The sequence below is a fragment of the Tianweitania populi genome (assembly GCF_014652875.1).
Lineage (GTDB): Bacteria > Pseudomonadota > Alphaproteobacteria > Rhizobiales > Rhizobiaceae > Tianweitania > Tianweitania populi.
In genome coordinates, this window is the sequence record NZ_BMZQ01000001.1 from 1,587,351 (window position 1) to 1,614,170 (window position 26,820).

25 protein-coding genes are annotated in these 26,820 nt (G+C 61.6%); 9 read left to right on the forward strand and 16 right to left on the reverse strand.

Annotation, left to right across the window (positions count from 1 at the left end; all coding sequences use genetic code 11):
* Positions 1-5: 5 nt before the first annotated feature.
* Complete coding sequence (locus IE166_RS07780; RefSeq protein WP_189502874.1) at positions 6-584, reverse strand: GNAT family N-acetyltransferase; 579 nt, start codon at positions 582-584, stop codon at positions 6-8.
* Between the two features lie 248 nt (positions 585-832).
* Between IE166_RS07780 and IE166_RS07785 the strand changes: the two genes are divergently transcribed.
* Positions 833-1,813 carry a glutathione S-transferase family protein gene (locus tag IE166_RS07785; RefSeq protein ID WP_189502875.1) on the forward strand — a complete coding sequence of 327 codons (981 nt, stop codon included), beginning with the start codon at positions 833-835 and terminating at the stop codon, positions 1,811-1,813.
* An 11-nt stretch (positions 1,814-1,824) separates the two neighbouring features.
* Here the strand turns inward: IE166_RS07785 and IE166_RS07790 are convergent, their stop codons facing one another.
* The gene (locus IE166_RS07790; RefSeq protein WP_244641418.1) at positions 1,825-2,268 is read right to left on the reverse strand and encodes an NUDIX domain-containing protein; all 444 of its coding nucleotides are present in this window, start codon (positions 2,266-2,268) and stop codon (positions 1,825-1,827) included.
* Positions 2,269-2,405: 137 nt separating this feature from the next.
* Here IE166_RS07790 and IE166_RS07795 point away from each other — a divergent pair, with 137 nt between their 5' ends.
* Positions 2,406-3,356: a metallophosphoesterase family protein gene (locus IE166_RS07795; protein ID WP_189502877.1), complete on the forward strand. Its 951-nt coding sequence runs from the start codon at positions 2,406-2,408 to the stop codon at positions 3,354-3,356.
* On the opposite strand, the gene IE166_RS07800 is transcribed toward IE166_RS07795, so the two are convergent.
* The 12 genes from IE166_RS07800 to IE166_RS07855 all read right to left on the reverse strand — a co-directional run bounded on the left by IE166_RS07800 (position 3,353) and on the right by IE166_RS07855 (position 16,998).
* Positions 3,353-3,958 (reverse strand): hypothetical protein, encoded by a 606-nt coding sequence (locus tag IE166_RS07800; protein ID WP_189502878.1) that lies wholly within the window; start codon positions 3,956-3,958, stop codon positions 3,353-3,355. The two genes, IE166_RS07795 and IE166_RS07800, sit on opposite strands and share 4 nt — an antisense overlap.
* 126 nt (positions 3,959-4,084) lie before the next feature.
* A complete protein-coding gene (locus IE166_RS07805) occupies positions 4,085-4,858 on the reverse strand; it encodes an alpha/beta fold hydrolase (protein ID WP_244641357.1) in 774 nt (257 codons plus the stop codon).
* A gap of 89 nt (positions 4,859-4,947) precedes the next feature.
* The gene (gene leuA / locus IE166_RS07810) at positions 4,948-6,630 is read right to left on the reverse strand and encodes a 2-isopropylmalate synthase (RefSeq protein ID WP_189503295.1); all 1,683 of its coding nucleotides are present in this window, start codon (positions 6,628-6,630) and stop codon (positions 4,948-4,950) included.
* Between the two features lie 346 nt (positions 6,631-6,976).
* Entirely contained in the window at positions 6,977-8,071 is a 1,095-nt protein-coding gene (locus tag IE166_RS07815; protein WP_189502879.1) for an AbrB family transcriptional regulator, read from the reverse strand.
* A 30-nt stretch (positions 8,072-8,101) separates the two neighbouring features.
* Positions 8,102-8,695 (reverse strand): sugar O-acetyltransferase, encoded by a 594-nt coding sequence (locus IE166_RS07820; protein ID WP_189502880.1) that lies wholly within the window; start codon positions 8,693-8,695, stop codon positions 8,102-8,104.
* A 30-nt stretch (positions 8,696-8,725) separates the two neighbouring features.
* Positions 8,726-9,613 carry a cation diffusion facilitator family transporter gene (locus IE166_RS07825; protein WP_189503296.1) on the reverse strand — a complete coding sequence of 296 codons (888 nt, stop codon included), beginning with the start codon at positions 9,611-9,613 and terminating at the stop codon, positions 8,726-8,728.
* Positions 9,614-9,720: 107 nt separating this feature from the next.
* Entirely contained in the window at positions 9,721-11,910 is a 2,190-nt protein-coding gene (locus tag IE166_RS07830; RefSeq protein ID WP_189502881.1) for an anthranilate synthase, read from the reverse strand.
* A gap of 252 nt (positions 11,911-12,162) precedes the next feature.
* Positions 12,163-13,338, reverse strand: a complete 1,176-nt coding sequence (locus tag IE166_RS07835) for an MFS transporter (protein WP_189502882.1) — start codon at positions 13,336-13,338, stop codon at positions 12,163-12,165.
* Positions 13,339-13,488: 150 nt separating this feature from the next.
* A complete protein-coding gene (locus tag IE166_RS07840) occupies positions 13,489-15,024 on the reverse strand; it encodes a DHA2 family efflux MFS transporter permease subunit (RefSeq protein WP_189502883.1) in 1,536 nt (511 codons plus the stop codon).
* 9 nt (positions 15,025-15,033) lie between these two features.
* Complete coding sequence (locus IE166_RS07845) at positions 15,034-15,237, reverse strand: hypothetical protein (protein ID WP_189502884.1); 204 nt, start codon at positions 15,235-15,237, stop codon at positions 15,034-15,036.
* A 31-nt stretch (positions 15,238-15,268) separates the two neighbouring features.
* Positions 15,269-16,495, reverse strand: a complete 1,227-nt coding sequence (locus tag IE166_RS07850; RefSeq protein WP_189502885.1) for an HlyD family secretion protein — start codon at positions 16,493-16,495, stop codon at positions 15,269-15,271.
* Positions 16,492-16,998: a MarR family winged helix-turn-helix transcriptional regulator gene (locus IE166_RS07855; RefSeq protein ID WP_189502886.1), complete on the reverse strand. Its 507-nt coding sequence runs from the start codon at positions 16,996-16,998 to the stop codon at positions 16,492-16,494. The genes IE166_RS07850 and IE166_RS07855 overlap by 4 nt, the downstream gene beginning before the upstream one ends.
* A gap of 160 nt (positions 16,999-17,158) precedes the next feature.
* Between IE166_RS07855 and IE166_RS07860 the strand changes: the two genes are divergently transcribed.
* Both IE166_RS07860 and IE166_RS07865 read left to right on the forward strand, forming a co-directional pair.
* Positions 17,159-19,336 carry a putative bifunctional diguanylate cyclase/phosphodiesterase gene (locus tag IE166_RS07860; protein WP_189502887.1) on the forward strand — a complete coding sequence of 726 codons (2,178 nt, stop codon included), beginning with the start codon at positions 17,159-17,161 and terminating at the stop codon, positions 19,334-19,336.
* Positions 19,337-19,646: 310 nt separating this feature from the next.
* Positions 19,647-19,949: a BrnA antitoxin family protein gene (locus tag IE166_RS07865; protein WP_210312942.1), complete on the forward strand. Its 303-nt coding sequence runs from the start codon at positions 19,647-19,649 to the stop codon at positions 19,947-19,949.
* Here IE166_RS07865 and IE166_RS07870 read toward each other — a convergent pair.
* Together IE166_RS07870 and IE166_RS07875 are read right to left on the reverse strand one after the other, a co-directional pair.
* Positions 19,946-21,112 (reverse strand): DUF2333 family protein, encoded by a 1,167-nt coding sequence (locus tag IE166_RS07870; RefSeq protein WP_189502888.1) that lies wholly within the window; start codon positions 21,110-21,112, stop codon positions 19,946-19,948. The two genes, IE166_RS07865 and IE166_RS07870, sit on opposite strands and share 4 nt — an antisense overlap.
* 90 nt (positions 21,113-21,202) lie before the next feature.
* Positions 21,203-21,814 (reverse strand): thymidine kinase, encoded by a 612-nt coding sequence (locus tag IE166_RS07875; protein ID WP_189502889.1) that lies wholly within the window; start codon positions 21,812-21,814, stop codon positions 21,203-21,205.
* 212 nt (positions 21,815-22,026) lie between these two features.
* Here IE166_RS07875 and IE166_RS07880 point away from each other — a divergent pair, with 212 nt between their 5' ends.
* The 5 genes from IE166_RS07880 to IE166_RS07900 all read left to right on the forward strand — a co-directional run bounded on the left by IE166_RS07880 (position 22,027) and on the right by IE166_RS07900 (position 26,804).
* The gene (locus IE166_RS07880; protein ID WP_189502890.1) at positions 22,027-22,974 is read left to right on the forward strand and encodes a choline ABC transporter substrate-binding protein; all 948 of its coding nucleotides are present in this window, start codon (positions 22,027-22,029) and stop codon (positions 22,972-22,974) included.
* A gap of 70 nt (positions 22,975-23,044) precedes the next feature.
* Positions 23,045-23,917, forward strand: coding sequence for a choline ABC transporter permease subunit (gene choW / locus IE166_RS07885; RefSeq protein ID WP_385964904.1), 873 nt, complete (start codon positions 23,045-23,047; stop codon positions 23,915-23,917).
* Positions 23,914-25,107, forward strand: a complete 1,194-nt coding sequence (gene choV / locus IE166_RS07890) for a choline ABC transporter ATP-binding protein (protein WP_189502891.1) — start codon at positions 23,914-23,916, stop codon at positions 25,105-25,107. Before choW ends, choV begins: the two co-directional genes overlap by 4 nt.
* Before the next feature lie 149 nt (positions 25,108-25,256).
* The gene (locus tag IE166_RS07895) at positions 25,257-26,018 is read left to right on the forward strand and encodes a 3-hydroxyacyl-CoA dehydrogenase (RefSeq protein WP_189502892.1); all 762 of its coding nucleotides are present in this window, start codon (positions 25,257-25,259) and stop codon (positions 26,016-26,018) included.
* A 6-nt stretch (positions 26,019-26,024) separates the two neighbouring features.
* Positions 26,025-26,804 carry a HugZ family pyridoxamine 5'-phosphate oxidase gene (locus IE166_RS07900; RefSeq protein WP_189502893.1) on the forward strand — a complete coding sequence of 260 codons (780 nt, stop codon included), beginning with the start codon at positions 26,025-26,027 and terminating at the stop codon, positions 26,802-26,804.
* Positions 26,805-26,820: the final 16 nt, after the last annotated feature.

The window sequence follows — 26,820 nt, forward strand, 5'->3', positions numbered from 1 at the left end:
CCCGATCAGCTTGCCGCGCGCAAAGGCTCGGCAGCAGGTTCATCTGCCGGCTGTTCTACCGTCACGACCTCCGGCCTTATGATGCGGTCGGCATGATCGAGCGGCCCGCGCAGCCGCGCCAGCGAACCCGGCACGAACTCGCAGGCAAGCAACCGAGTGGGATCAACCGGCCGTGGCATTTCGATCTGGTTGAACGGCACCCGAACGAAACCAAGCGGCCCGTAATAGGGGGCATCGCCCACTAGCATCACCAGCGGCGAGCGCGCGACTCGCGCGGCATCCAGCGCTAGCGCCACAAGCGTGCGACCAATGCCGGCGCTTTTGAAGGCCGGCCGCACGGCAAGCGGCCCCAGCATATGCCCCCTGCCCTCTCCGGCCGCGATCGGCGTCAAGCGCACCGAGCCAACCACCTGATCGCCGGCCATCGCCACAAAGGACAGTCTGCGATCATGCGGCCCGCCTTCGCGAATCTTGTAGGCTGCGCGCGCAAAGCGGCCGGGGCCAAAGGCCTCGTCATTGATCGCGTCAATTTCAACATCGTGGGCCGGCAGTTCGGCCAGGTAGGCGATGGCGCCAGGAAACATGAGGGAAGATCCGAGAGAGGGGTTCGTGTGCCGCGCAGGGGCGCGACTGTCCATCTGCGCTTCTTTTAAGCGCGCGAGCCCGTTCGTCGTCGGATAATGCAGATCATGCGGTTCGTCTCCTCCGTGCTCGCTATCACTGTTCCGCAGCGTCGTCCATGGCCTTGAAGCGACGCAGTGTTCATCAGGCAACGCTTTAGAAACGCACGGCAGAGCCCTAGATCCATGAACAGGCAGACAAGGAGAGCGTCATGGGACAGCTGATCGACGGCAAGTGGGACCGCGCCTGGTACGATACAAGCAGAAGCGGCGGCAAGTTCGAGCGCGACGCTTCGCGCTTCCGTGACTGGGTGACGAGGGATGGCCAACCTGCCGAAGGCCGCACCCGCGGCTTCAAGGCCGAGCCCGGCCGCTATCATCTTTATGTATCGCTCGCCTGCCCCTGGGCGCACCGCACGCTGATCGTTCGCAAGCTAAAAAAGCTCGAAGACATCATCTCCGTCGATATCGTACACTGGCACATGGGCGAAAATGGTTGGACCTTCCTAAGCGAGGACGGCGCCACTGGCGACAGCCTGTTCGGATCCGAGTTCCTGCACCAGATCTACACCCGCGCCGAGCCGACCTATTCAGGCCGCGTGACCGTGCCGGTTCTGTGGGACAAGCAAGAGAACACGATCGTCTCCAACGAATCCTCCGAGATCATCCGCATGCTGAATGCGGCTTTCGACGAATGGGGCGACGCCTCGCTCGATCTTTACCCGGAAGCATTGCGCGGGACGATCGACGAAACCAACGCGCTGATCTACCCGAACGTGAACAACGGCGTTTATCGCGCGGGCTTCGCGACCAAGCAGGACGCCTATGAAAGCGCGTTCGACGATGTGTTCCGCACGCTCGACCAGTTGGAAGAAAGGCTCGAACAACAGCGCTACCTGACCGGCAACCAGCTGACGGAAGCAGATTGGCGTTTGTTCACGACGCTGGTGCGGTTCGATCCGGTCTATGTCGGCCACTTCAAGTGCAATCGGCAGCGCATTGCCGATTACCCCAACCTGTCGAACTACCTGCGCGACCTCTACCAGGTGGAAGGCGTGGCAGAGACCGTCGATCTCTTCCACATCAAGCACCATTATTACGGCAGCCATCCCACCATCAATCCGACCGGCATCGTGCCGAAAGGTCCTGCGGTGGATTACGATGCGCCGCACGACCGCGCGCGCTTCGGCTAAGACTCAGCCGGCTACCAGTCTTCATGCGGGGCGATCCCGCTGATGATCTCGACAATGCGCCGACGCGTGGCCGGCGTTGTGTCTTCCGGCAGTGCGGTCACCGGGAAAAACCGCGCTTCGGCAATCTCATGGTCGCCCGGACGCTCTCCTAAAACGGTGAAATCCGTCACGAGATAGATCGCAATGTGGTCGCGGCGGCTCGCCTGGCGGTTGAAGTGGATCGACTTCAACTGCGGGTGGCCTTTGATCTCGATATTGCACTCCTCGACAATCTCGCGCTGCAAGGCTTCCACAGCGGTTTCCCCCGCCTCCACACCGCCGCCCGGCAGTTGCCAGCCTGGCACATAAGTATGCCGGATGAGAAAAACGGTACCCTGCTGCCGATCCCAGATGAGAGCGCGAGCACCCAAGGTCATCGGCCGTGTCATCACGAAGAACAGATGAAACAACCGCATGCGGGCACGACGAAAGCGCGGCCCCGCAGCCAAAAGCCAGTTTCGCGCGTTCAAGAGTTTCTTCCCGCCGATAAAGCGCGGGTGATCAGGCAGGTATTTCCCTTCCATCGGGGCGTGCCGCATTCTAAGAGGGAAACATGTTCCGTCTCGCACATCTTTCCGACATTCATCTCGGTCCCCTTCCGGAAGTCACCGTTCGCCAACTCGCGTCCAAGCGCATCACGGGCTACGTGAATTGGCAGCGTAACCGCAAGGGGGTACTCGACGATGCAGTGCTCAATGCGCTGACGGCGGACATCAAGAAGATCAATCCCGACCATATCGCTTTGACTGGCGATCTCGTGAATCTCGCGCTGGATGCCGAGATCGAGGTCGCGCGTTTGTGGCTTCAGGAATTCGGCGGTTCAGAAGCCGTGTCGCTGGTGCCGGGAAACCATGACGCCTATGTGCCGGGCGCGTTCGACAAGATCTGCGTGGCCTGGGGCAAGTATATGGCGGGCGACGGCGAAAAAGGGCCGATCAGCCGCAAGTCGTTTCCCTATCTGCGCGTGCGGGGCAACGTCGCCTTTATCGGCGCGACGTCCGCCAGGGCGAGCGCGCCGTTCATGGCCAGCGGCTATTTCCGGGACGATCAGGCCGACCGCATGCGGGTGCTGCTGGATCGAGCCAAGAAGGATGGCTTGTTTCGTGTCGTGATGATCCATCACCCGCCGGTGCATGGCGCCACGGCCGCACATAAACGGCTGTTCGGCATCGGGCGCTTCCAGGATGTCATCCGGGAACACGGCGCCGACCTCGTACTGCACGGCCATACCCATCTGTCGACGGTGCACTGGATAGATGGGCCGAAGAACCGCGTTCCAGTGGTGGGTGTCGCCGCAGCGGGCGAATCGGTCGGCGAAGGCAAGCCGCTTTCGCATTTCAACCTGTTCACCATTAGCGGCGAGCCGGACAACTGGTCGATCCACATGATGCGCCGTGGGCTGTCGCGCACCACGCGAGAGATCTATGAACATTCGAGTTTCCAGCTAACAGGCCAAGCCGCACGCCCGGTCGATGTTCAGCCGATCAGCCCGACGCCGATCTAACCGGGGATAAGCGGCCACCCCTGCAACCAGGCATAGGCCGCCGCCACCGAAAGGCCGACAAGCGCGCCGGCGCCGATCAGCGCCAGCCCACCAAGCAGCATTGACCATTCGCGCGGCATCCGCTTGGCTTCATGGGCTGCCGACTCGCCTGAACCCTCAGGCGTACCTCCGATCCGTACGACCTCGCCATCCAGCAGGCGCTGGCGCTCGACGATGCGCTCGGCGATGTAGCGTGCAACCTGTTCGGCAACGGGCTTGAGATCGCTGGAATCCGCCAGCACCACCCGGCCGAGCCGCGTATCCCTGACAAAGCGATAGGTGCGCCGATCGCGTCCCATCGCGACATGGCTGGCGGCATCGATCCAGAAGCGGGGCTGCAAGCCGGAGGAAATCACAAAGTCGAAACGTGGATCACTGGCATCCACCTCGCTCAGCACGGGCTGCAACTCCTGCACCATCAACTCGAGCCGCATGCGCTCGGCTTCGCGCAGCTCCACAACCACGTCGGCACGATCGGCTTCGGCGCTGCGCACGTCACGGATGATGTTCAGGAGGCTGAGGCCGGACCCCTTCGGCTCGTCGCTGCGTTGGGGCTCGCTCATGATACGCGTACTCCGGCCCGTATGGTTAGTTTTACGTTAACACGGAAAATATGGCCGTCTACGACGTTTCTTCCAGCCTGCACAGGCTGCGAAATTCTGGAATCTTCGGCAGGATGATGTTGCTGCCTAGCGGGTCGTCCGGCGGATGATACGCAGCACGGTTTCGCGCGCTTCTTCCATCAGCATGTGGCCCCTGCCCGCCAGCACTTCGAGCTTGAAGTTGAGCGGAAGGTCCTGGGTTTGGCTGAACGGCAGCACCGTGTCTTCGGTGCCCCAAACAACCGTCACCGGCATGGTGAGTGTCGCCAGCATGTCGCGCGGGATCTCACCTTGCCGTTCGCCCTTCGTGATGGCAGCCGCGATCTCCACCAGCTTCTCGCGCTGCCCGCGAGCGCCGCGCGATGCGGCCAAACCGACCACACATTTTGTCGGCATTGCGAAACCCGGCGCGGACATCTCGTTAAGGCAGGAGCGGAGTTCATCCGCGTTGGTCGCCGCTCCATAGCGTCGCAGAAGATCGGCATTAATCTCAGGCCCGAAACCGCCCGGCGCCAGCAGCGTCAGGGATTCAGCGACTTCCGGTGCACGCAAACCAATCAAGCTCGCAATTGCACCGCCCATCGAATGGCCGACAAAATGCGCCCGCGTGATCCCGCGCGCCTGAAGATCCGCCAGGATCGCCTTGACCGCCACACCAGCCGGTCCTGCATTGGGATAGCTCAGCGATCGATGATGCCCGGGCAGGTCGTAGGCCAGCACTCCGGCGCCCTGAACCAGTCCAGGCTGTATCTCAGACCACACCCCGTGAAAGCCGCCGAAGCCATGCAGCAGCACGATGGTCTTCGGCCCGGTGCCCTTGATGAAGGCGTACAGGCGCTGTGCTTGTGTCGGCTCGCTCAAGATCGGCTCCTCCCGGTTGAACGCTTCCGCTCTAGCCGAGAGGGCGGCCAGGGGCAAACGCGTGAGCGCCCGCCCCTGCTCGTGACCGGTTATGCCTGCTGCTTGGCGAGGATGCGGTTCGCCGCCGAGCAGATCGCTTCCAGCGAAGCGGCCACGATGTTGGTGTTGATGCCGGCGCCGAACAGCTTGCCGCCCGGATAATCCGTTTCGACGTAAGAGATGGCCGCCGCGTTCGAGCCGCGCTGCATCGAATGTTCCGAATAATCGGCCACGCTCATCTCGACGCCGAGATGACGCGACAGCGCGTCCATGAAGCCGTCGATCGGCCCGGTGCCGGTGCCCGTAATCGTGACTTCCTGGCCGCCGTCGGTGATTACCGCTTCGAGCGTCCGGCGCTGCCGGTTGGAGGGATCGGTATGCGTTGTGTGATCCACGAACTTGATGCGCCCTTCCGGCTGCTCGACATATTCGCGCATGAACTCGTCGTGGATGCGCTTGACAGGCAACTCCTTGCCTTCGACATCGGTGATGTGCTGGACCAACTTGCTGAACTCGACCTGCAAGGCACGCGGCAGGTTGAGGCCGTAGTCCGCCTGCAAGACATAAGCGATGCCGCCCTTGCCCGACTGCGAGTTGATGCGGATGATCGCCTCGTAGTTGCGGCCGACATCGGCGGGGTCGATCGGCAGATAGGGCACTTCCCATTGCGGCTTGTTGGCGGTCTTGATCGCCTTCATGCCCTTGTTGATGGCGTCCTGATGCGAGCCCGAAAAGGCCGTATAAACCAGCTCACCGACATAAGGGTGGCGCTCGGGGATCTTCATCTCGTTGGAATATTCGTAGACATCCTTCATCCGGTTGATGTCGGAGCAGTCCAGTTCCGGATCGACGCCCTGCGTGTACATGTTCAGGGCCAGCGTCACGACATCGACATTGCCGGTGCGCTCGCCATTACCGAACAAGGTGCCCTCGACGCGATCGGCACCCGCCATCAACCCCAATTCGGTCGCGGCAATACCCGTGCCGCGGTCGTTGTGCGGATGCAGGGACAGGATGATAGAATCGCGGCGGTCGAGATTTCGGCTCATCCACTCGATCTGGTCGGCATGGATGTTCGGCGTCGACATCTCCACGGTCGCCGGCAAGTTGAGGATCAGCTTGTTGTCCGGCGTCGGATCGATGATCTCGGTGACCGCATTGCAGATTTCCAGCGCCACTTCCAGCTCGGTGCCGGTGAAGCTTTCCGGCGAATACTGGAAGCGGAACGCGTCCTTGGAGCCAGCCTTCGCGGCCATGTCCACGATCATCTTGGCCGCATCGGTGGCAATCTGCTTGATCCCCGAAACATCCTTGCCGAACACCACGCGGCGCTGCAACTCACTGGTCGAATTATAGAAATGGACGATCGGCTTCTTTGCGCCCTGCAACGCTTCGAAGGTGCGCGTGATCAGTTCCGGGCGGCACTGCACCAGGACCTGCAACGACACGTCTTCTGGCACGCCACCCTCTTCGATCGCCCAGCGACAGAAGTCGAAATCGGTCTGCGAGGCCGAGGGGAAGCCGATCTCGATTTCCTTGAAACCCATGTCGAGCAAGAGCTTGAACATGCGCGCCTTGCGCTCATGCCCCATCGGATCAACCAGCGCCTGGTTGCCGTCGCGCAGATCGACCGAGCACCAGACGGGTGCCTTTTCGATGCGCTTGGTCGGCCAGGTGCGGTCGGAAAGGTTTATCGCCGGATAAGGCTGGTACTTGCGCGACGCATCGGGCATGCCGCGAACGGGCTTGGCGGATTGGGTCTGCATGGGGGGATTGGCGTTCATTCTCGTCGTCTCCAGCGCCTCGATCGGGCGCAAATCTCAGAACTTTATGCGAAAGGGATCAAGGAGCTGGTTGCCTGGCGGCACAACGACCGCCGGGTGCTCCTCAGCGAGCCCGGCGATCGCAGCTAAGAAGGAGAAGCGAGGAGAAAAGCGCGCGCGTAACAGCACCCGCGGGAGCGGCTGTGTTCATCGCAGAAATGGCGGTGCGCGTCGTCATGATCAGCTGCATAGCCCAGGCGCATGAAACAAACAAGCCAGAGGTTGCCGACGCATCAATGATGCGCACAGCTTCGGCTCAAACCGTCCGGCGCGTCACCAGCTTCGCCACCAGCCGCGACAGCGCCGGGCCGAACAGAAGCACGATCAGGAAGCGCAGCATCTGCACGCTCATCACAAAAGACAGGTTCACGTTCTTGGAAGCGGCCGCGATGATCGCAACCGAATCCATGCCGCCGGGGCTTGTTGCAAGATAGGCGGTGAGCGGATCAATGTCGGTGAAAATGACCAGAAGCGCGGCCAGCCCGCCGCAAAACATCACCAAAACGAGAATAAAAGCGGCGATTTGCGGCAAAATACGGAGGACATGTCCCAAAATCGGGCGCGTAAATTTGAGCCCGATCGTCCAGCCGATCATCGGATAACTCAGCGCCAGCAGCCATTGCGGCAGCTGGAACGTCGCCAATCCCGAAAACTCCAGCACGATGCCCAGAACCATCGCACCCAGAAAGAACGGTGACGGCAGCCGCGCCAGCATGCCCAGCGTCGCACCAACCGCGGCAACGAGGAGCGTTGAGCCGAAGGCCAGTGGATCAAGCGGTGGAAACCAAGGAATGGGGGCGGCAACGACGGCGCTTGTATCCACAAAGAAGCGCGCAACGAGCGCAGCCACCACCGTGACGATCACCACCCGGAAATACTGCATGAAGGCGACGAGCCGCGTGTCGGCGCCAAAGGCTTCGGCCATCAGCACCATGGCGGTGGCGGCCCCCGGAGCCGAGCCCCACACGCCTGACGTTCCGGGCATGATGTTCCAGCGGCTGATCAGGTAGCCCGACAGGCTGCTGGCGCACAGCGTCGATAGGACGACGAACAGGAACAGCGTCCAGTGCGACAGAAAGGAGCCCACCAGATCGGGCGAGATCGAAGCCGCAACGAGAATGCCGAGCACCGCTTGGCCCCCATTGAAGGCAAAGCGCGGCAGCGCAATCGTCGCGCCCAATGCGCCGGCCACGATCCCGGCGATCATGGGCGCCAGAAGAAAGGTCGCCGGCATGCCGATGGCCTCGAAAACGAACACAAGGAGAACCGAGCCGGCAATCAGCAGCAGCCACTGCAAGAGAGGCGGCCAAACGCCGAACCCGGCTGGCGGCTGTGATTGCACTTCACTCATGCCCGACGTGCCGCTCGCATCCGAGGGCGATCACTTGCGAGAGAAATCGGTGCGTTCACCGTCTTTTTCGGTGATTTCCCGGATCACCCGCCCAGGATTACCAGCAAAGATCACGCCTGGCGGCACATCCTTCGTGACGACCGTGCCGGCGGCGATCATCGCGCCATCGCCAACCGTCACGCCCGGCATCACGGACACGCCGCCACCGATCCACACATCGTTTCCGATCGTGATCGGCAGGGCATATTCCAGCCCCTTGTTGCGCCGCTCCGGATCGAGCGGATGGCCGGCGGTAAAGAGGCCGACATTCGGAGCGATGAAGCAATTGTTGCCGATCACCACCTTTGCCCCATCAAGGATCACCAAATTGACGTTGGCGTAGAAGTCCTCGCCGATCTCGATGTTGAACCCGAAATCGCAGTGAAACTGCCCGTCGAACACGAAGCGTTCGCCGGTCTTGCCCAGCAACTGCCGGATCAGTCCATTCCGTTCCGCGTCTTCGTCCGGCGAAAGCCTGTTCAAGCGATGCAGGATGCGTTTTGCGGCTTTACGCTTTTCCAACACGGCTGCATCGTAATTGGCATCGTAAAGCATGCCCTTGGCCGCTTTTTCGAGCTCATCCATTCGGTTGTTCCATTTCTGTCTATCGATGCCTCACGCGAACGGGATAGCCGTCGTGCCTGGAGGCAGCTTTGCTTCGTCTTCCGGCTCGACATGGATGATGACGCGCACGCTGGGGATTTCCGCGCGCAACGCATCCTCGATGCGGTCGCAGATGACATGGGCCTGGCCGACCGTCATGGCGGCATCCACCACCATGTGGAACTCGATAAAGGTCGCACGGCCCGCAATGCGCGTCTTAAGATCATGCACTTCGAGCGCGCCAGCCGAATGATGCGAGATGATGTCGCGAATGCGCATGTTTTCATGCACGTCCACCGCGACATCCATCAGTCCGCTGAGCGAGCCGGTGATAACCTTCCAGCCCTGATACAGGATGTTGAGCGCAACCAGGGCCGCTAACAGCGGATCGAGGAACTTCAGCCCTGTCAGCACGGCGGCGATCAAGCCGGCAATGACACCGATCGAGGTCACGACATCGGTCATGATGTGGTGGCCATCGGCAACAAGTGCCGGCGAGCGCGCTTTGGTGCCGCGCCGGATCAGCACGGTGGCCCAAACGCCGTTGATTGCCGCAGCGCCGCCATTGATGGCGAGGCCGATCCAGGGCTCTTCCAGCGTCGAGGGCGCTTCCCATTTGCGCCAGACTTCCATCAGGATCAGCAGGGCTGCGATGACGATCAGCACGCCTTCCAGCACGGCCGAGAAATATTCGGCCTTATGGTGCCCATGCTGGTGGTCGAGATCGGCCGGCTTGTGGCTGACCGAGATTGCCCACAGGGCGGCCGATGCCGCCACGACATTGACGATCGATTCCAACGCGTCCGAATAAAGCGCAACTGAGCCGGTGAGGAACCAGGCAACGAATTTGAGGCCCATGACGAAAAAGCCGATCGCGATCGATCCGGCTGCAAGCCGCATGGCCGTTCGCTTCGGCCCTTCATCCGTCTCGATTGCAGTCACGATCTCACCCTTTGCAGCGCCATGTCGGGCAGGTCGAACCGGCCTGCCCATACCTGATCAGACGATCAGGCCGCCTTCACCTTGGCCCTGCGCGGCAGATGCGCGACGATGTTCTCGATCATCCGCATGCCGGCATTGCCCCCCAGCGTCATGATCGATTCGGGATGGAATTGCACGGCGGCAATCGGCTCGCTGGCATGTTCGAAAGCCATGATCACACCATCTTCCGTTTCGGCCGTCACGACGAAGCCATCAGGCAGGCGGACCGGATCGGCGAAGATCGAATGATAGCGGCCGACCGTGACCTCCTTCGGCAGGCCGGAGAAGATCACGCCCTGCTTGGACACGCTGATGCGCGAGGGCTTGCCATGCATCGGCACATGCAGCTGCCTGAGTTCGCCGCCATAGGCTTCCGCCAGCGCCTGCAAACCAAGGCAGACGCCGAAGATCGGCAGATCGCGTGAACGAGCCTTCTTGATCGTCGCCTTACAATCGAAGTCGGTCGGTGTGCCCGGTCCCGGCGACAACACGACGAGATCCGGTTTCACTCGCTCAAACACTTCTTCTGGAACGGGCGAGCGCACCGTGGTGACGTTTGCGCCCGTCTGTCGGAAGTAGTTGGCCAGCGTGTGAACGAAGCTGTCTTCATGATCGACCAGGAGGATCGACACGCCCTCGCCCACTTTCGAAGCCTCGCGCTGCGCAACAGCGGCATTGCCGGCCTGCGCTTCACGGATAGCCGACAGCATGGCGGAAGCCTTCAGCTCGGTTTCGGCTTCTTCTTCCTGCGGGTTGGAATCGAACAGCAGCGTCGCGCCGGCGCGCACTTCGGCGATGCCATCCTTTATGCGGATGGTGCGCAGCGTCAGACCCGTATTCAGGTCGCCGTTGAAATGCACCATGCCGATCGCACCGCCATACCAGGCGCGCGGGCTTTTCTCGTTCTGCTCGAGAAAGCGCATGGCCCACAGCTTCGGCGCGCCGGTCACGGTGACCGCCCAGGCATGCGACAGGAAGGCGTCGAACGCATCCATGTTCTCACGTAGCCGGCCTTCGATATGGTCGACCGTATGGATCAGGCGCGAATACATCTCGATCTGTCGCCGGCCGATGACGCGCACCGAACCCGGCTCGCAAACGCGGCTCTTGTCGTTGCGGTCGACATCCGAGCACATGGTCAGCTCGGACTCGTCCTTCTTGGAGTTCAGCAGCTGGATGATCTGCTCGGCATCGCCAATCGCATCTTCGCCGCGCTTGATCGTGCCGGAAATCGGGCAAGTTTCCACCCGGCGACCGGACACGCGCACGAACATTTCAGGCGATGCGCCAACGAGATATTCGCCCTCGCCCAGATTGATGAAGAAAGAATAGGGCGACGGATTGATCGCCTTGAGCTTGCGCGAGATCGCCGATGGCTTGGTTTCGCAGCGCTCATAGAACGTCTGGCCGGGCACGACCTCGAACAGATCGCCGCGCCGGAAACTGTCCTTGGCGCGCTCCACCAGCTTCGCATATTCGCCCGGCTCATGGTCGCCGCGCGGTGGAATGCGGTCGGCGGTGCGGAACGGCTCAGACTGCGTTTCGCGCGCGATGTCTCGCGTGCTCGCCCCGCCCGCCGCGAAGTCGTAGCGGTCATGCCAGGCCTGCGCGGTGTAGTGGTCGACCACCAGGATTTCGTCCGGCAGATAAAGCACGAGGTCGCGCTGGCTGGTGGCGCGTTCGAGCTTGAGATCGACCGGATCGAACTGGAAGGCGAGATCGTAGCCGAAGGCGCCGTAAAGGCCGAGATTGGCATCGTCCGACGACTTGAAGAGGTTGGTGACCGCGCGCAGCACCGTGAACACCGATGGAATGCGCGAGCGCTCTTCCTCGATCACCGCACCGCTGGGCTCGGCGATGGTCAGTTGCACGACGCGGTCCGCGCTGTTTTCCACCGCGACGCCATCGAGCCCGTGCAGATGCGGCGCAACGATCGCCAGCAGAGCCTCGCCGCGTTTGTTGAGCGCTTCGACCTTCATGGCGCGCCCGCGCGAACTCACCACCAGCGGCGGATCGATGATCGCCGTGTCCCAGCGCGTGTAACGGCCGGGATATTCGTAGTTCGACGAGAAAACCGCACCACGGCGACTGTCGAGTCCATCGATGTAAGCTTCGATCGCGCCGGCATAGGCTGTTTCGTGTCGTTGGCGCAGAACGGAAACGCCACCGGCTGTGGTGTAGCGTTCGGATCCGTTTTCAAGCTGTTCGATGGTCATCTCACACTCCGGCTTAAGGGTTTTGCCGCGAAGCGCCCGGGAGGTCCTGAAAAACAAAATGGCCGCCCGGACTTCTCCTGCGGCCATCCAAATTTCGCGCGCACGCGTCTGGGTCGGCCGCTTATGCGGGCCACCACCAGAGCTTCGTGGATACGATCTTCGTCATGCCGTCTGCATATCGCGGAAACCGGCGTGCAGCAAGCGGGATCGAAGCCTCGTCACTCCGCCGGCTCCGTTACTCGGCAGGCCCCATTACTCGGCAGGCATAGCCACCGGGCTGATGCCGCGGCGGTCGAGCGATTGCGACCAGACGGCAATCAGCATGGCAAGAACAGCCGTTGCCGCCGACACGAAAGGCAGGCCGTCATAAGCGACACCCATGGAGATCGCAGCACCCCCAATCCACGCACCCGCCGCATTGCCGGCATTGAACGCGCCCTGATTAAGCGTTGCGGCAAGGTTCGGACCTTCGGCGGCCGCTTCCACCACGCGCATTTGCATCGGCGGAACGATCACGAAGGTCAGCACGCCCCAGATGAACACGAGCGAGATAGTAATCGCCGGGCTGCGGCTGAACTCGGCCAAAGCCAGATGCGTCAGCGCAATCAGCACCAGCGTGCCGATCGCCGTCGGCATCAGCTTCCAGTCCGCCAGCTTGCCGCCGAGGATGTTGCCGACGGTCATGCCGGCACCGAACAGCAGCAGGATCCAGGTGACCGAGGGCACACTGATACCCGTCACATCGGTGAGCAGCGGCTTGATATAGGTGAAGACGCAGAACAGGCTGACGGAAGCCAGCGCCGAGATGATCATGGCGAGCCAGACCTGCAAGCGGCCAAGCACCTTGAGCTCGCTCGTGATCCCGTCGCCTGTCGGCTTGGCGACGCCGGACGGCACGAACCAGGCAATGGCCGCAACCGCGAACAGGCCGATGATGACCACCGCCCAAAAGGTCGAACGCCAGCCATAGGCTTCGCCCAGCGCCGTGCCGGCAGGAACGCCGAGGATGTTGGCAAGCGTCAAACCGGCAAACATCAGCGCCATCGCACTGGCGCGCTGGTTGCGCGGCACGAGGCTGGCGGCCACAACCGAGCCGATGCCGAAATAAGCACCATGGCCGAAGGCGGTGACGACGCGCGCCACCATCAGCGTCCAGTAGTTCGGGGCGATGGCGCAGAACAGGTTGCCGATCACGAACATGGCGGCAAGGCCGATCAGCACCGCTTTTCGCGGCAGCTTGGCCGTGAGGATCGCCAGGATCGGCGCGCCGATTACGACGCCCAACGCATAGCCGGTGACAAGCAGGCCGGCTGCGGGAATGGACACGCGCAGATCTGCGGCGACCTCAGGCAGAAGCCCCATGATCACGAATTCGGTTGTGCCGATCACGAAGGACGTGACCGCCAGGGCATAGATCGGAAAGGGCATGAATGGATCGCGCGTTGAGAGCTTGATTTCGATCAATGCGCCAGTTCGCTCAACGCTTCAAGCCGCTGTTTTGCAGCGCAGCAATGCATAGAGCGGTGAACAAGACCGGCGCCGCTTTCCCTGGGAAAGATCAACACCGGCCTTGCAAGCTCAATCCATGTGAACAGCGGGCGCCCCGCCACCTGCAGCCGCAGCCTTCGGCTTGCGCAACAGCAAGGCCAGTGGAATGGCGCAGAGCGTGACGATCATCATCAGCTTGAAATCGTCGACATAAGAGATCATCGCCGCCTGCTGGTTCACGAGCTGATCCATCTGCGACAACAGCGTCGGATTGCCCGCCGCCGCACCCGGCGAAATGCCTTGCAGGTTCGGGTTGAACGGGTTGATCGACGCCGCCAATTCGCTGTGATTGACCTGCGTGTTGCGCGTCAGAACAACCGTTACCACCGAAATGCCGATCGACGAGCCGAGATTTCGCACCAGGCTGAACAGGCTGGCGGCATCGGTACGAAAACGCGGTTCCAGCGTCGCAAAGGCAATCGTCGACAGCGGCACGAAGACCAATCCAAGACCAAGTCCCTGGATGATGCCGGATTGGATAATCAGCCAATCGTCCATCTGCGGCGAGAAGCCGGTCATGTCGTAAAGCGACCACGAGGTCAGCGACAGGCCCGTCACCACCAGGATGCGCGCATCCACCACCCGCACCAGCCGTCCGACCAGGATCATCGAGATCATGGTGCCCACGCCGCGCGGCGCCATCACGAGGCCGGTGGTGATCGTGGAATGGTTGAACAAGCGCGACAGCATCGGCGGCAGAAGCGCCAGGCTCGCCAGCAAGATCACGCCGATCACGAAGATAAAGACAAGACCGGTGACGAAGTTGCGGTCCTTGAAGATTGCCGGGTCGATGAAGGCATCGTGGCGCGTCGCCAGATGCACGATGAACACCCAGAAGCCGGTGATCGACAGGCCGAGCTCGATCCAGATCTCGACGGCCGAGAACCAGTCCACTTCCGCGCCACGATCCAACATCAACTGCAACGCGCCGACGCCGAGCGACAGCATGGCAAAGCCGAAGAAGTCGAAGCCGCGCAGCCGCTTGGCGACATGCGGGAGATAAGCCGTACAGCCGAGCACTGCGATGATGCCGACCGGCAGGTTGACGAAGAAGACGTAGCGCCAGTTTAGCGTTTCGGTCAGCCAGCCACCCAGCGTCGGGCCGACGATCGGGCCGACCATGATGCCAGCGCCCCACATCGCCATGGCCTGGCCGTGGCGTTCCTTCGGGTTGATGTCGAGCAGAAAGGTCTGCGACAGCGGCACGATAGCAGCGCCGAACAGACCTTGGAAAACACGAAACAGCACCATGGTTTCCAGGCTCCAGGCGATGCCGCAGAGCATGGATGAAATGGTGAAGCCGATCACGGAAGTCAGAAACAGCTCGCGCCGGCCGATCCGGTCAGACAGCCAGCCCGTCACTGGCGTCATGATGGCGGCGGCGACGATATAGGAAGTGAGCACCCAGTTGATCGTATCCTGCGAGGCGCCAAGATCGCCCACCATGTTCGGCAAAGCGACATTGGCGATCGTGGTGTCGAGCACCTGCATGATCGTGGCCAGCATGATCGAAACGGTGATCAGGCCACGATGCTTCACCTCATGGGAATCGACGGCGGCGCTCATTGGGCAAGCTTACAGCCACTGGCCGAGGAAGGTGTCTGCGGCCGACACTTCGCCGTCGCAGGCAAAAGGCGGCAGGTCGGTCATCCGGCTCTCGGCGGCGGCAATCGCCTGCTGATATTCCGGCGTCGACGCTTCTTCGCGCGGAACCCAGACCGTGAAAGGGCAAGCCTCCTCCGTTGCGGAGGAGACGGGGAATTCGAGTTCGATCGTCATAACAATCGCCTTTCAAACTGAATGGCTTCGTTTAGTTGGCCGCCTGCGCTTCCGGCGCTGCGGAAGGACCGGCATAGGCGTGGCCGATGAGGCTGCCCCATCCGCGGGTCACACCCGTATCGACGTTCACAGTGGCGCTCATGCCGGTGCGCAGCAGAAGGTCCGCATCGGCCGCATTGATCTTGAGGCGCACGGGAATACGCTGCGTGACCTTCACCCAGTTGCCGGTGGCGTTCTGCGCCGGCAGCAGGGAGAACTCGGCGCCCGTGCCGGCACCGATGCTGTCGACGGTCGCTTCGATCGGTCGGCCCGGGAACGTGTCGAGTTCGATCTCAGCCTTCTGGCCAAGCTTCATATGGGTGAGCTGCGTTTCCTTGAAATTGGCCTCGACCCAGGCGTCACCGGTTTCAACCAGCGTGAAAAGCGACGAGCCCGCCGATACGAATTGCCCTTCCTTGAAGGATGCGGCTTGTGAAACGATGCCGTCGGCAGGTGCATTCACCGTCGTTTGTTCGAGCTGATAAGCGGCGCGATCCCGCGTGGCCAGGGCAGCCAGAACGCTCGGATGTTCGTCGGTCTTGATGTCGGGATTGCCGCCGAGCGCTGCCTTTGCGCCAACCACGGCCTGTGCCGCAGCCCGTTCGGCATCGCGCGCCTTGTCCAGGTTGCGGCGTGCCGTATCGAGCGAAGACTGCGTCGTCACACCCTTGCCCGAAAGCGCGGTTTGACGGTCGAGTTCCTGCTGAAGATAGGCGACCTCGCCCACTTCGGAGCGCTGCTGCGCTTCCGCCTGGCCGAGCGATGCGCGCAATTGCTCCACATTGAGGCGCGCGCCAGCCAATGACGCCTCGGCTTGAGCAAGCGCGATGCGATAGGGTTCGGGATCAACGGCGAACAGCAGATCACCGGCCTTTACGGTCTGGTTTTCGTGCAGGTTCACGGTGGTGATGCGACCAGCAATTTCGGACGCGATCGTCACGCGGGCCTGGCGCAGATTGGCGTTCTCCGTTTCCTGGAACCGCCCTCCCGTCACCCAGTAATAGATGCCGCCGCCAACCAGAAGCAGCGGTACGACGGCCATCACCAGATAGCGCATCTTGCTGCTCTTCTTCTTAGGCTGTGCCGGAGTTTCAGCAGGAGCGGCCGCCGCTACGGGCGCGGCAGTAGGTGCGGGAGCCTGGGCCGGAGCCGGCACGGGCTTGGGCGCTTCGCGCTCGACGGTTTCGACCTCGTCATCAATCTTTTGAACGGCACTCATGACACTGTAACCTTTGAAGCCCGCGCATGACCGGCTGGCCCCTGATCGTTGAAACAAGACTCGGATTGCGCCGAACCGGTTGAAAGATTGCGGGCCATCGCCTCCAGGCCCTCGAACAAAGCGTCACGCGTTGCCGGGGAGACCCCGGCCAAGGCTTCTTCATAAACCTGCGAAGCGACGTCCTTCACCGCGCCGCGAATCTGCTTCGTCTGGGCCGTGGTAAAGATCATGCGAACACGGCGGTCGTTTGGGTCCTGCCGCCGTTCGATCCAGCCGCCCTGCTCCATGCGGTCGAGCAGGCGCGAGATGCTGATCGGCTCGACTTCCAAGACCTGCGCAAGCCGGGCCTGTGTCGCGCCTTCTTCCTTCCACAAGCGGAAAAGAAGCCGCAGCTGCGCTTCCGACAGCCCGTGCACGCCAGCACGCGCCTCGATCTTGCTGCGAACGAGGCGGGCGACTTCGTGAAGGAGGAAGCCAAAGGGTTTGACAGGCTCAGTGTTCATGAGCGGCGATATAATAAGCGTGCTTATTGTATGCAAGCACACTTCTGCATGGCTGCCTTCTTTTTTATGACGTGTTGACGATTTTGGCGAAGGGGGTTCACGCGTACTTAAATTACAGCCAGCTTATATTCCACTGGAGTACGGAAGTCTTGGAAGCGCGATGCCGGCCCGGAAACGAGTTGCGATACAGATCCGGACGATCATCGGCGCGGTCGTTGTTTCGGTGATGGCGCTGGCAGCGCTCGGATTTTACGCCGTGTCGCGGGTCGATCAGGACTCGCTCGACCGGCAGAACCATCTTGCGTTCAATGCCTTGGCAGCGGAACGCGCGGACTTCCGCCGGCAGCAGCAGATTGCCACCGCGACGCCCGAAGCCTGGATCTTCGCGCGCTCCAACAATCAAAGCTGGCTCGATCGCAATCTCGGCACGCGCCTCAGCACCGATTTCGGCCACGACCGGATCTACATCGTGGATGCCCAGGGCAAGCCGATCTATGGCATGGAAAATGGCACCCGTCTGGAGCCATCGCAGATCCATGTGCCGCCGGCGATCGCTGTCAGCATCCACAATGCACAACAAGGCGCACTGCGCTCGGCCACCGTCAGCCGACCGATCGCAGCAGACACGATCATGCTCGATGGCCTCCCGGCCATGGTCAGCATCGTGACGATGGCGCCGAATTGGACGAATACCCGCCCCACTCCGAGAGCGAGCTTTCTCCATGTTTCGGTGAAATATCTCGATGCTGAACTGATCAAACGGATGGGCGATCAATTCCGCCTGAACAGCAGCCACTTCGAACGGGTCGGCGATCATGACCCCGAACACAGCCGTATCCCGATCGTTTCATCGAATAATACGCTGCTTGGCTATATCGCATGGGACCCGATCAAACCGGCCAGCAGCCTCATCAACCACCTTATGCCGGCTTTAACCGCAGTGGCGGCGGTCATCGCGCTTGTTCTGGCCTTTCTTCTTTATCGGTTCCGCCGTGCCACGCTTCAGCTTCAGGAAAGCGAATCCGGCGCGCAGCATCTTGCCTTACACGATCCGCTGACCGATCTGCCCAATCGCACCTTGTTCAACGACAGGCTGCGGCTGGCCTTGCTGTCGCTGGCCGACGGCAAGACAAAGACCGCCCTGCTCTATCTCGATCTAGATCACTTCAAGCACATCAACGATACGCTCGGTCATCCCACCGGCGACGAACTCGTTCGGCAGGTGGCGCGTCGGCTTGAAGCGCTGGTGCGCAAGCATGACACGGTTGCCCGGCTGGGCGGTGACGAGTTTGGCATCGTGCTGGAGCGGATCAATGATATCTGCGTCATCACGCGTGTGGCGGAGCGCCTGGTCGCTTCCATGGCTCGGCCTTTCGATCTGTCCGGCGAAATCGTCCATATCGGCGCATCGGTCGGCGTCGTGGTTGCACCTGATGCCGGCGCTGACGCTGAAGATCTCCGCCGCAAGGCCGACATCGCGCTTTACGAAGCAAAGAAGAACGGCCGTAGCCGTTATCAAATGTTCACTGCCGGTATGGACGAGTTGCTTGTGCGGCGTCGCCGTATCGAGAGCGAACTCCGGTCGGCACTACAAACCGGCGAAGGTCTCGCCCTGGCGTTCCAGCCTATCATGGCCGCCGATGGCCGCACCATCCTCGGAGCGGAAGCTCTGACCCGCTGGCACCATCCCATTCACGGCGCGATCCCAACAGCACAGTTCGTGTCGATCGCCGAGCAAAGGGGTTTGATCGGGGAATTGGGAAGCTGGGTCGCGAAATCCGCAATCGCGTTTCTGGCCACCAGCAATCTGCCCTGGGTCGCCATCAACGTGTCTCCGAGCGAGTTGCGTGATCCGGACTTCGCCAACCAGCTCCTGGCCCTCCTAGCAGACCACGACGTGTCCCCCTCCCGTTTGCAGGTGGAGATCACGGAAGGCGTCTTGCTGGAAGGCAAGCGCGCGGTCTCGACGGTTCTGCGCACCTTGCACAATGCGGGCGTCGCCATTGCGCTGGATGATTTTGGTACCGGCTATTCGTCGCTCGGCTATCTGCGTCGTCACACGATCGACAAGCTGAAGATCGACCGGACTTTCATCCGCGAACTCGGCCGATCGCCAGAAGATGACGCGATCGTCAAGGCCGTGATCGACCTCGCAAAAGCACTCAAGCTGAAGGTGACGGCCGAAGGCGTGGAAACGAAAACGCAGTTCGCGCGCACCGTTGATCTTGGATGCCTCGAATTTCAGGGTTTCCTGTTCAGCGAACCCCTGCCTGCAGAGGAACTGCGACGGACGTTCGATCATCCCGCTCCACGGCTGGTAGTCGATCGCCTAGCTTGAGTCTCGCGATCGCTTGCAACATCATGCAACGCGAAGAAAATCAGACCGGTGTCTGTTTGATGTCCACAGCCGATTGAGACTTCCCAGTACAAGATCGAAGACAAACTAGGGCCTTGACGTAGCGTCAATCTAACATATGTTAAACGAATAAGCTGAAGTGGTTTCTATTCTGCCGGAACTTCTCTAGCCTTTATGTAAGGAAAGAGAGCAGAGCCGAAGTCATCCCTGATAACGACCATTTGTCACTGATGTCCAGTGTCGATCGTCTTCAAGGTGACTAACAGCTCGTCGCCTGTCCTGGAAGACACCGATGAAGTCGAAGCTCTGCTCCGTTGGGCAGGTGTGGAGATTGGATACGAGGACTTTCAGCATGCCGAACTTGCAGACACCCATTCCGCACTCCATTCAGGGCAGCCAAGAGCTTGGCCGTACTTCGGCAGAGGCGATATCGACGCCAATCAAGCGAAAACCTGGTCGTCCTCCGGTTGCTCACCCAAAGCAGGCCGTATCCCTGCGGCTTGAGCCGGAAGTGCTGGAAAAATTCCGGGCAACCGGCGCCGGCTGGCAGCGCCGCATGAATGACGTCCTGAAAGCCGCAGAACTCGGCGATTAACGGTCGAGCACTGCGCGGATTTCCACCAGGTTCGAGCGGACGCGCAGCACATAGAAGCCCATCGTCGCGAGATGGGTCGGCATGATCCAGCCATCTTCGCGGCCATTGGATATAATCGCTGGTTGAATGCGGAGGCTGGAGCGGATCTGCTGCTCCAGTTCCTGCCATAGGCTGGTCAACCCACGGTTCTGCACCACGGCCGCAAAGTCGTGATGCGCGGCGGTCAGGATGCCGTAATAACCGTAAAGCTGGCCGTAGGCGAACCAGAAGCGGTCGTCCGCCCGGCTGTCGAACCAGCCGCCATTGTGGTTTTCCGAACGCTCGCGAAGGATCGCCGAAGTCGAGCCGAGATCGCTGGCGATCCGCTCCACGAATTGCAGCAGGTTATCTCCGCGGGCATCGAACTGTACCGCGCAGGACTGCATGCGATCGTTGAAGGCGCGCAGGTCGCGCATCGCGGCACGGTAATAAGACGGCGTCGGCGTCTTCGGGCCAAACGGACTGAGGCCGAAATACCAAGTATACTCGTCGAACTGCATGTTGCCGCGCGCATCCTGCAGATTGTTGTCGATCTGCGAGGTGCCGCGAACACGGCCAAGCGCGTCCACCAGCTCTACCGTAGTGCGCCGGATCGCCTGGTTCACGCCGCGCTGAAACGCAGCCTTGTTGTCGAGAAACGGCGTACGGTCCCAATCCAACCCGAACAGACCGACCTTGTAGAGGATGTTGGAGGAGACCCAGGCATTCTGGTTGACGTTGAAGTCGATCAGATCGGCCGTGGCATCCACGATGCCCGAGCGCACGCAAGTCCGCAGCTCGCCTTCCACACCTTCCGCGCCAACAACGGGCGTGGTTGCCGGAGCGGCAGCCTGCCCGGCATTGGCTGGAGGCGCGGCAGGTGCCGGCGTTTGGGCGAAAGCATAGCGCGCCGGATAGTCTGGATCGAAGTTGGTCCAGACCTGCGTATTCCAAAGGAAGTAGCCGTAAAGCCCGACAAGCAGCAAGAGCACGACCGCAAACGGCGCCTTGACGATCCAGCTGCGCCCGCCCAACCAGCGTCCTAGCGCCACGAAGGGCCAGGCTATAACGGCCAGCACGCGGCCGATCACATGGCCGATAAGCTCGGCTGCCCGCGCAAAGAACGCCCGGATCGAAGAGAGCATGGAGAACCTCCGGTCACGCCGCGCCTGCGCAGCATCATCATTGGCGTCTCAGATATGGATTAGAAAGGCAGAGGGCAATGCGCTTGATGCTCATCCCCGGGCAAAGCCGACGAGATCTTCCGCCGTCACCCGCCCCATTTCTTCTTCCCAATGCCGGCGGCACAGCGAAACATAGGCTTCCTTGCCGATCGCCACCTGCTCGCCTTCGCGCGCCACCTTACGATCGGCCCCCAGCCGCACCACCATCGTCGCCTTACGCCCACAGCGGCAGATCGTGCGCACTTCGCGCAGCTCGTCCGCCAATGCCAACAGCGCCTGCGAGCCGGTAAACAGCTTGCCCTGAAAGTCGGTGCGCAAGCCATAAGCCATCACCGGAATGCCAAGCCGATCGGCCACCCGTGCCAGCTGCCACACTTGGGCCTCGCTCAGGAACTGCGCCTCATCGACAAACACGCAATGCAATCCGCGATGCGCATGATGCTCGCTCACCAGCGCCAGCAGATCGTCGCCATCGGCGAACAGCTCGGCATCGGCCTCGAGCCCGATCCGCGAAGAAATGTATCCACGGTCGTCGCGCTTGTAGTGACCGGCAACCAGAAGCAGCGTGTGCATGCCGCGCTCCTGATAATTGTAGGAGGCCTGGAGCAAGAGCGTGCTCTTGCCGGCGTTCATCGTCGCGTAATGGAAATAGAGTTTGGCCATGGAAGCGCCTTCTACGCCGAAGCGCCGCTTTTGCAAAAGTGCATGCCGCCATTTGGGTGTTTTGCGCTGCGCTTTGCCCTATCCGGCTTGCAAGCGCAGCGTTTTGATGGTTCGTTTGCCGCAAATCGCTGCCTCGGCAAAATGATCGGCACGCATTCAACGCCGTGCGAGGAAAAGCCATCCGCCGTTTTTGCCATCAATGGGAGATTTTGATGTCGCGTACCGTCAAACTTGTATCTTGGGCTCTTTTGCTCACGGCCTTCGCCGCTGGTGCAGCACAGGCTGCCGAACCTGAAAGCTGCAAGGCGGTGCGTTTCTCCGACGTGGGCTGGACCGACATCACCGCCACCACCGCGACCGCCTCCGTGATCGTCGAAGCGCTCGGCTACGAGCCTAATACCCAGATCCTGTCGGTACCGGTGACCTTCGCGTCCTTGAAGAACAAGGACATCGACGTCTTCCTCGGCAACTGGATGCCGACCATGGAAGGCGACATTGCGGCCTATCGCGACGACAAATCGGTGGAAACCATCACCACCAATCTGGAAGGCGCGAAATACACGCTGGCCGTGCCGAAATCCACGTTCGATGCCGGCCTCAAGACCTTTGCCGACATCGCCAAGAACAAGGACAAGCTCGACAGCAAGATCTACGGCATCGAGCCCGGCAATGACGGTAACCGCCTGATCCTGGACATGATTTCCGCCGGCAAGTTCGACCTCAAGGGCTTCGAACTGGTGGAAAGCTCGGAAGCCGGCATGCTCTCGGAAGTGCAGCGCGCCACCAATTCCAAGAAGGACATCGTCTTCCTGGGCTGGGCGCCGCATCCGATGAACGCCAATTTCGAGCTCGAATATCTGGCGGGCGGCGATGAGGTCTTCGGCCCGAATTACGGCGGCGCAACCGTCCACACCAATGTGCGCGCCGGCTACACCACCGAATGCCCGAACATGGGCGCGCTCCTTAAGAACATGGTGTTCTCGCTCGACATGGAAAACGAGATCATGGGCGCAATTCTCAACGACGGCGCCGATGCAAAGGACGCCGCCACCGCTTGGCTGAAGAAGAACCCCGATGCCGTGACGCCCTGGTTGAAGGGTGTTACCACCTTCGACGGCGGGGATGCTGCGGCAGCCGTCAAGACCGCCATCGGCGGCTAAGAGGCACCTGGAAGATCGCGGCGGCCGCACCAAAGGCCGCCGCCGCATGCAATGGAACTGAAGAGGACCGATGGAGACCGATCAAGGCTGGATCATTGAACTCAGCGAAATCCTGACCACGAAGATACCCGTGGGCCGCTGGGGCAAGTTGTTCTTCGATTATCTGACCTCCAACTTCGCCTGGTTCTTCGACTCGCTGGCAACCGGCATCACCTCCATCCTGTCCGGCGCCACCAGCGGCCTGCTCTGGCTGCCGCCCTTGGTGTTGATCGCCCTGATCGTCGCGCTGTCCTATGTCTTGCAACGGTCCTGGCAGCTCGCGCTCGGTACCGCGCTCGGCCTCCTCTTCATCCTCAACCAGGGCCTTTGGGCAGCAACGGTGGAAACGCTGGTGCTTGTGGTTTCGGCTGCCGCCGTTTCCATGGCGATCGGCGTTCCGATCGGCATCTGGGCTGCCCATCACGAGCGCGCTTATACCTGGCTGCAGCCTGTGCTCGATTTGATGCAGACGCTGCCAACCTTCGTTTATCTCATTCCCGTGCTGATCCTGTTTGGACTCGGCGTCGCGCCCGGCGTCATCGTCACCGTGATCTTCGCCGCCCCCGCCCCAATCCGCCTGACCTATCTCGGCATCAAATCCGTGCCCGTACCGATGTTGGAAGCCGGCGAGGCCTTCGGCGCCACGAAGCGGCAGCTGCTGTGGAAGGTTGAATTGCCGGCAGCTCTGCCCACCATCATGGCAGGCCTGACCCAGTGCATCATGCTCTGCCTATCGATGGTGGTGATTGCCGCCCTGATCGGCGCCAATGGCCTCGGCAAGCCGGTGGTGCGCGCGCTGAATTCGGTCAACATCCCGCTCGGCCTCGAAGCCGGTCTCGCCATCGTCGTGCTCGCGATCATCCTCGACCGCATGTCGCGCATCCGCACGGGAGCGGCACGTTGAGCACCGCCGTCGATTTCCAGAACGTCGACATCATCTTCGGCGATGCCGCCCAACGCCAGCGCGCGCTCGGCATGGTGGACAAGGGCGCCAGCCGAGAGGACATCCTGACGGCGACCGGCGCGGTTCTCGGCTGCGCCGGCGCAAATCTCACCGTGGAAGAAGGCGAGATTTCCGTGCTGATGGGCCTGTCCGGCTCCGGCAAGTCGACGCTTCTGCGGGCGGTCAACCGCCTGAACGTGCCGACGCGCGGCCATGTCTTCGTCAAGAACGAAGACCGCATGGTGGATGTCGTCACATGCGATAATCGCGCTTTGCGCCAGATCCGGCAAAGCCGCGTGGCGATGGTGTTCCAGCAATTCGCCCTTCTGCCCTGGCGCACGGTCGAGGAAAATGTCGGCTTCGGGCTCGAACTCGCCGGTGTCTCCCAGGCCGAGCGCAAGGCGCGCGTGGCCGAGCAGCTCGCTTTGGTCGGCCTGGACAAATGGGCCGACAAATATGCGCATGAACTGTCCGGCGGCATGCAGCAGCGCGTCGGCCTTGCCCGCGCTTTCGCCACGCAAGCGCCGATCCTGCTCATGGACGAACCGTTTTCCGCCCTCGATCCGCTGATCCGCACCAAGTTGCAGGACGAACTCCTGATGTTGCAGGCCAAGCTGAAGAAGACCATCGTCTTCGTTAGCCACGACCTCGAAGAAGCACTCAAGATCGGCTCCAAGATCACCATCATGGAAGGCGGCCGCATCGTCCAGACCGGCGCGCCGGAAGAAATCGTGCTCAGCCCCGCCAATGATTATGTCCGCGAGTTCATCGCCAATGTGAACCCGCTTTCGGTGCTGACTGCCTGGAACGTGATGCGTGACAAACGCGATCTGGAAGACGCCGGAGGCAATGGTTGGCTGTGGCTTGATCGCCGCGAAACCACCCGCTTCAAGATCGACACCGACGGGCTGGTGGCCGCGGCAGAACGGAACGGCCAGCCGGCCGTCTGGACCTCCTGCGACGATAACGAACCCCTGCCCGCAGACGCACCGCGCGTTTACTGGGCCAAGCCCGGCACGTCGTTGAAGACTGTGATGCTCGCCATGCAGCGTTCCAACACGGCACCCGTAGCGCTGTTCGATGAGCAATCGCGCTTCGTCGGCTCCATAGGCATTCAGGATGTGCTGCACGCCATGGTGCGGCGCGCCTGAGGCACTGGGTGGGCTTTCAACCTGCCCTGCTGGAGATGATCACCGCCCGTTGGATCAACCACTTTTCGTTTGATCGAAGGCCGCTTTGACGTAAACAGCGGCGGGGCCATGATCTCATGGGATCAGGCGAGAGGAACGGGAGAAGAACAATGAATCTGTCGGGTCAGGTTGCGATCGTCACCGGTGGCGGTTCGGGATTGGGCGAAGCCACAGCACGTGCAATGGCAGCACAGGGCGCAAAGGTCGCGCTGTTCGACATCGGCATGGATCGTGCAGAAAAGGTCGCAAGCGAGATCGGCGGCCTTGCCGTGAAATGCGACGTATCCAGCGACGAAAGCGCGACCGCAGCCGTCGCGGAAGTCGCCGACAAGCTTGGCACACCGCGCGTGCTTGTGAACTGCGCCGGCATCGTTCTGGCCGCCAAGACGCTCGGCAAGGAAGGCCCGCATCCGCTCGACACCTATCGCAAGGTGATCGAGATCAACCTGCTCGGCACCTTCAACGTGATCCGCCTGGTGGCCGACCGGATGCGTCATGCAGAGCCGCAGGAAGACGGCGAGCGCGGCGTCATCATCAACACCGCTTCGGTTGCCGCCTATGACGGTCAGGTCGGCCAGGCCGCTTATTCGGCGTCCAAGGGCGGCATCGTCGGCATGACCCTGCCGATCGCGCGCGACCTGGCGCGCGACGGCATTCGCGTCATGACCATTGCGCCGGGCATTTTCTGGACGCCGATGATGGCGAGCCTGCCGGAGAACGCGCAGAAATCGTTAGGCGAACAGGTGCCTTTCCCCTCGCGCCTCGGCCAGCCCTCGGAATATGCCGAGCTCGCCCTCCACATCATCGGCAACCGGATGCTGAACGGCGAAGTGATCCGCCTGGATGGCGCGATCCGCATGGCGCCGCGGTAACCAGCCATGGCGAAGCCCGAAAGCGTGCTTCGCCCGCTGGACAGCGAGGCGGTGCGTTTGGCCAGGACGCTGATGCGCACCGCGCGCTTCGGTGCGTTGGCGGTTCTCGATGCAAGCGACGGCAGTCCGTTCGTCAGCCGCGTTGCCGTTGCCAGTGATTGCGACGGCGCGCCGCTCATCCTGGTGTCCGGCCTGTCACAGCACACACAGGCGCTGCAACGCGATCCGCGCTGCTCACTCCTCTTGGGTGAACCTGGCAAGGGCGATGCGCTCGCCTATCCCCGCCTGTCGGTTAGTTGCACGGCGCAGTTGGTCAGCAATCAAGCAGACCTCGCCCGCGTATCCGGACGCTTCCTGCGCCACGTCCCGAAAGCTACGCTCTACGCTTCGCTGCCGGACTTTCGCACCTACCGCCTCCAGCCGCGCGGCGCATCGCTGAACGGCGGCTTCGGCAAGGCTTACCGGCTGGAAGCAGCCGATCTTCTCACCGCCGACGCGTTCGGCCTCGCCACTTTCGAGGCTTCAATCCTTGAACACATGAACGACGACCACGCGGATGCCGTGTCGCTCTATGCTGAGAAACTCGCCGGCCAGCCCGCCGGCAAATGGAGCCTGACCGGCATCGACCCCGAAGGCATCGATCTTGCCGCGGGCGACCTGACAGCACGCATCTGGTTCGACGCGCGGATCGAAAACCGGCATGCCGCGCGGACCGCCTTGGTCGATCTCGTTGCAAAGGCCCGAGGCGGCACGTCGCCAGCGGCCGAGCCGCACAGCGAAGAATAATTTAGCATCGTGAAAC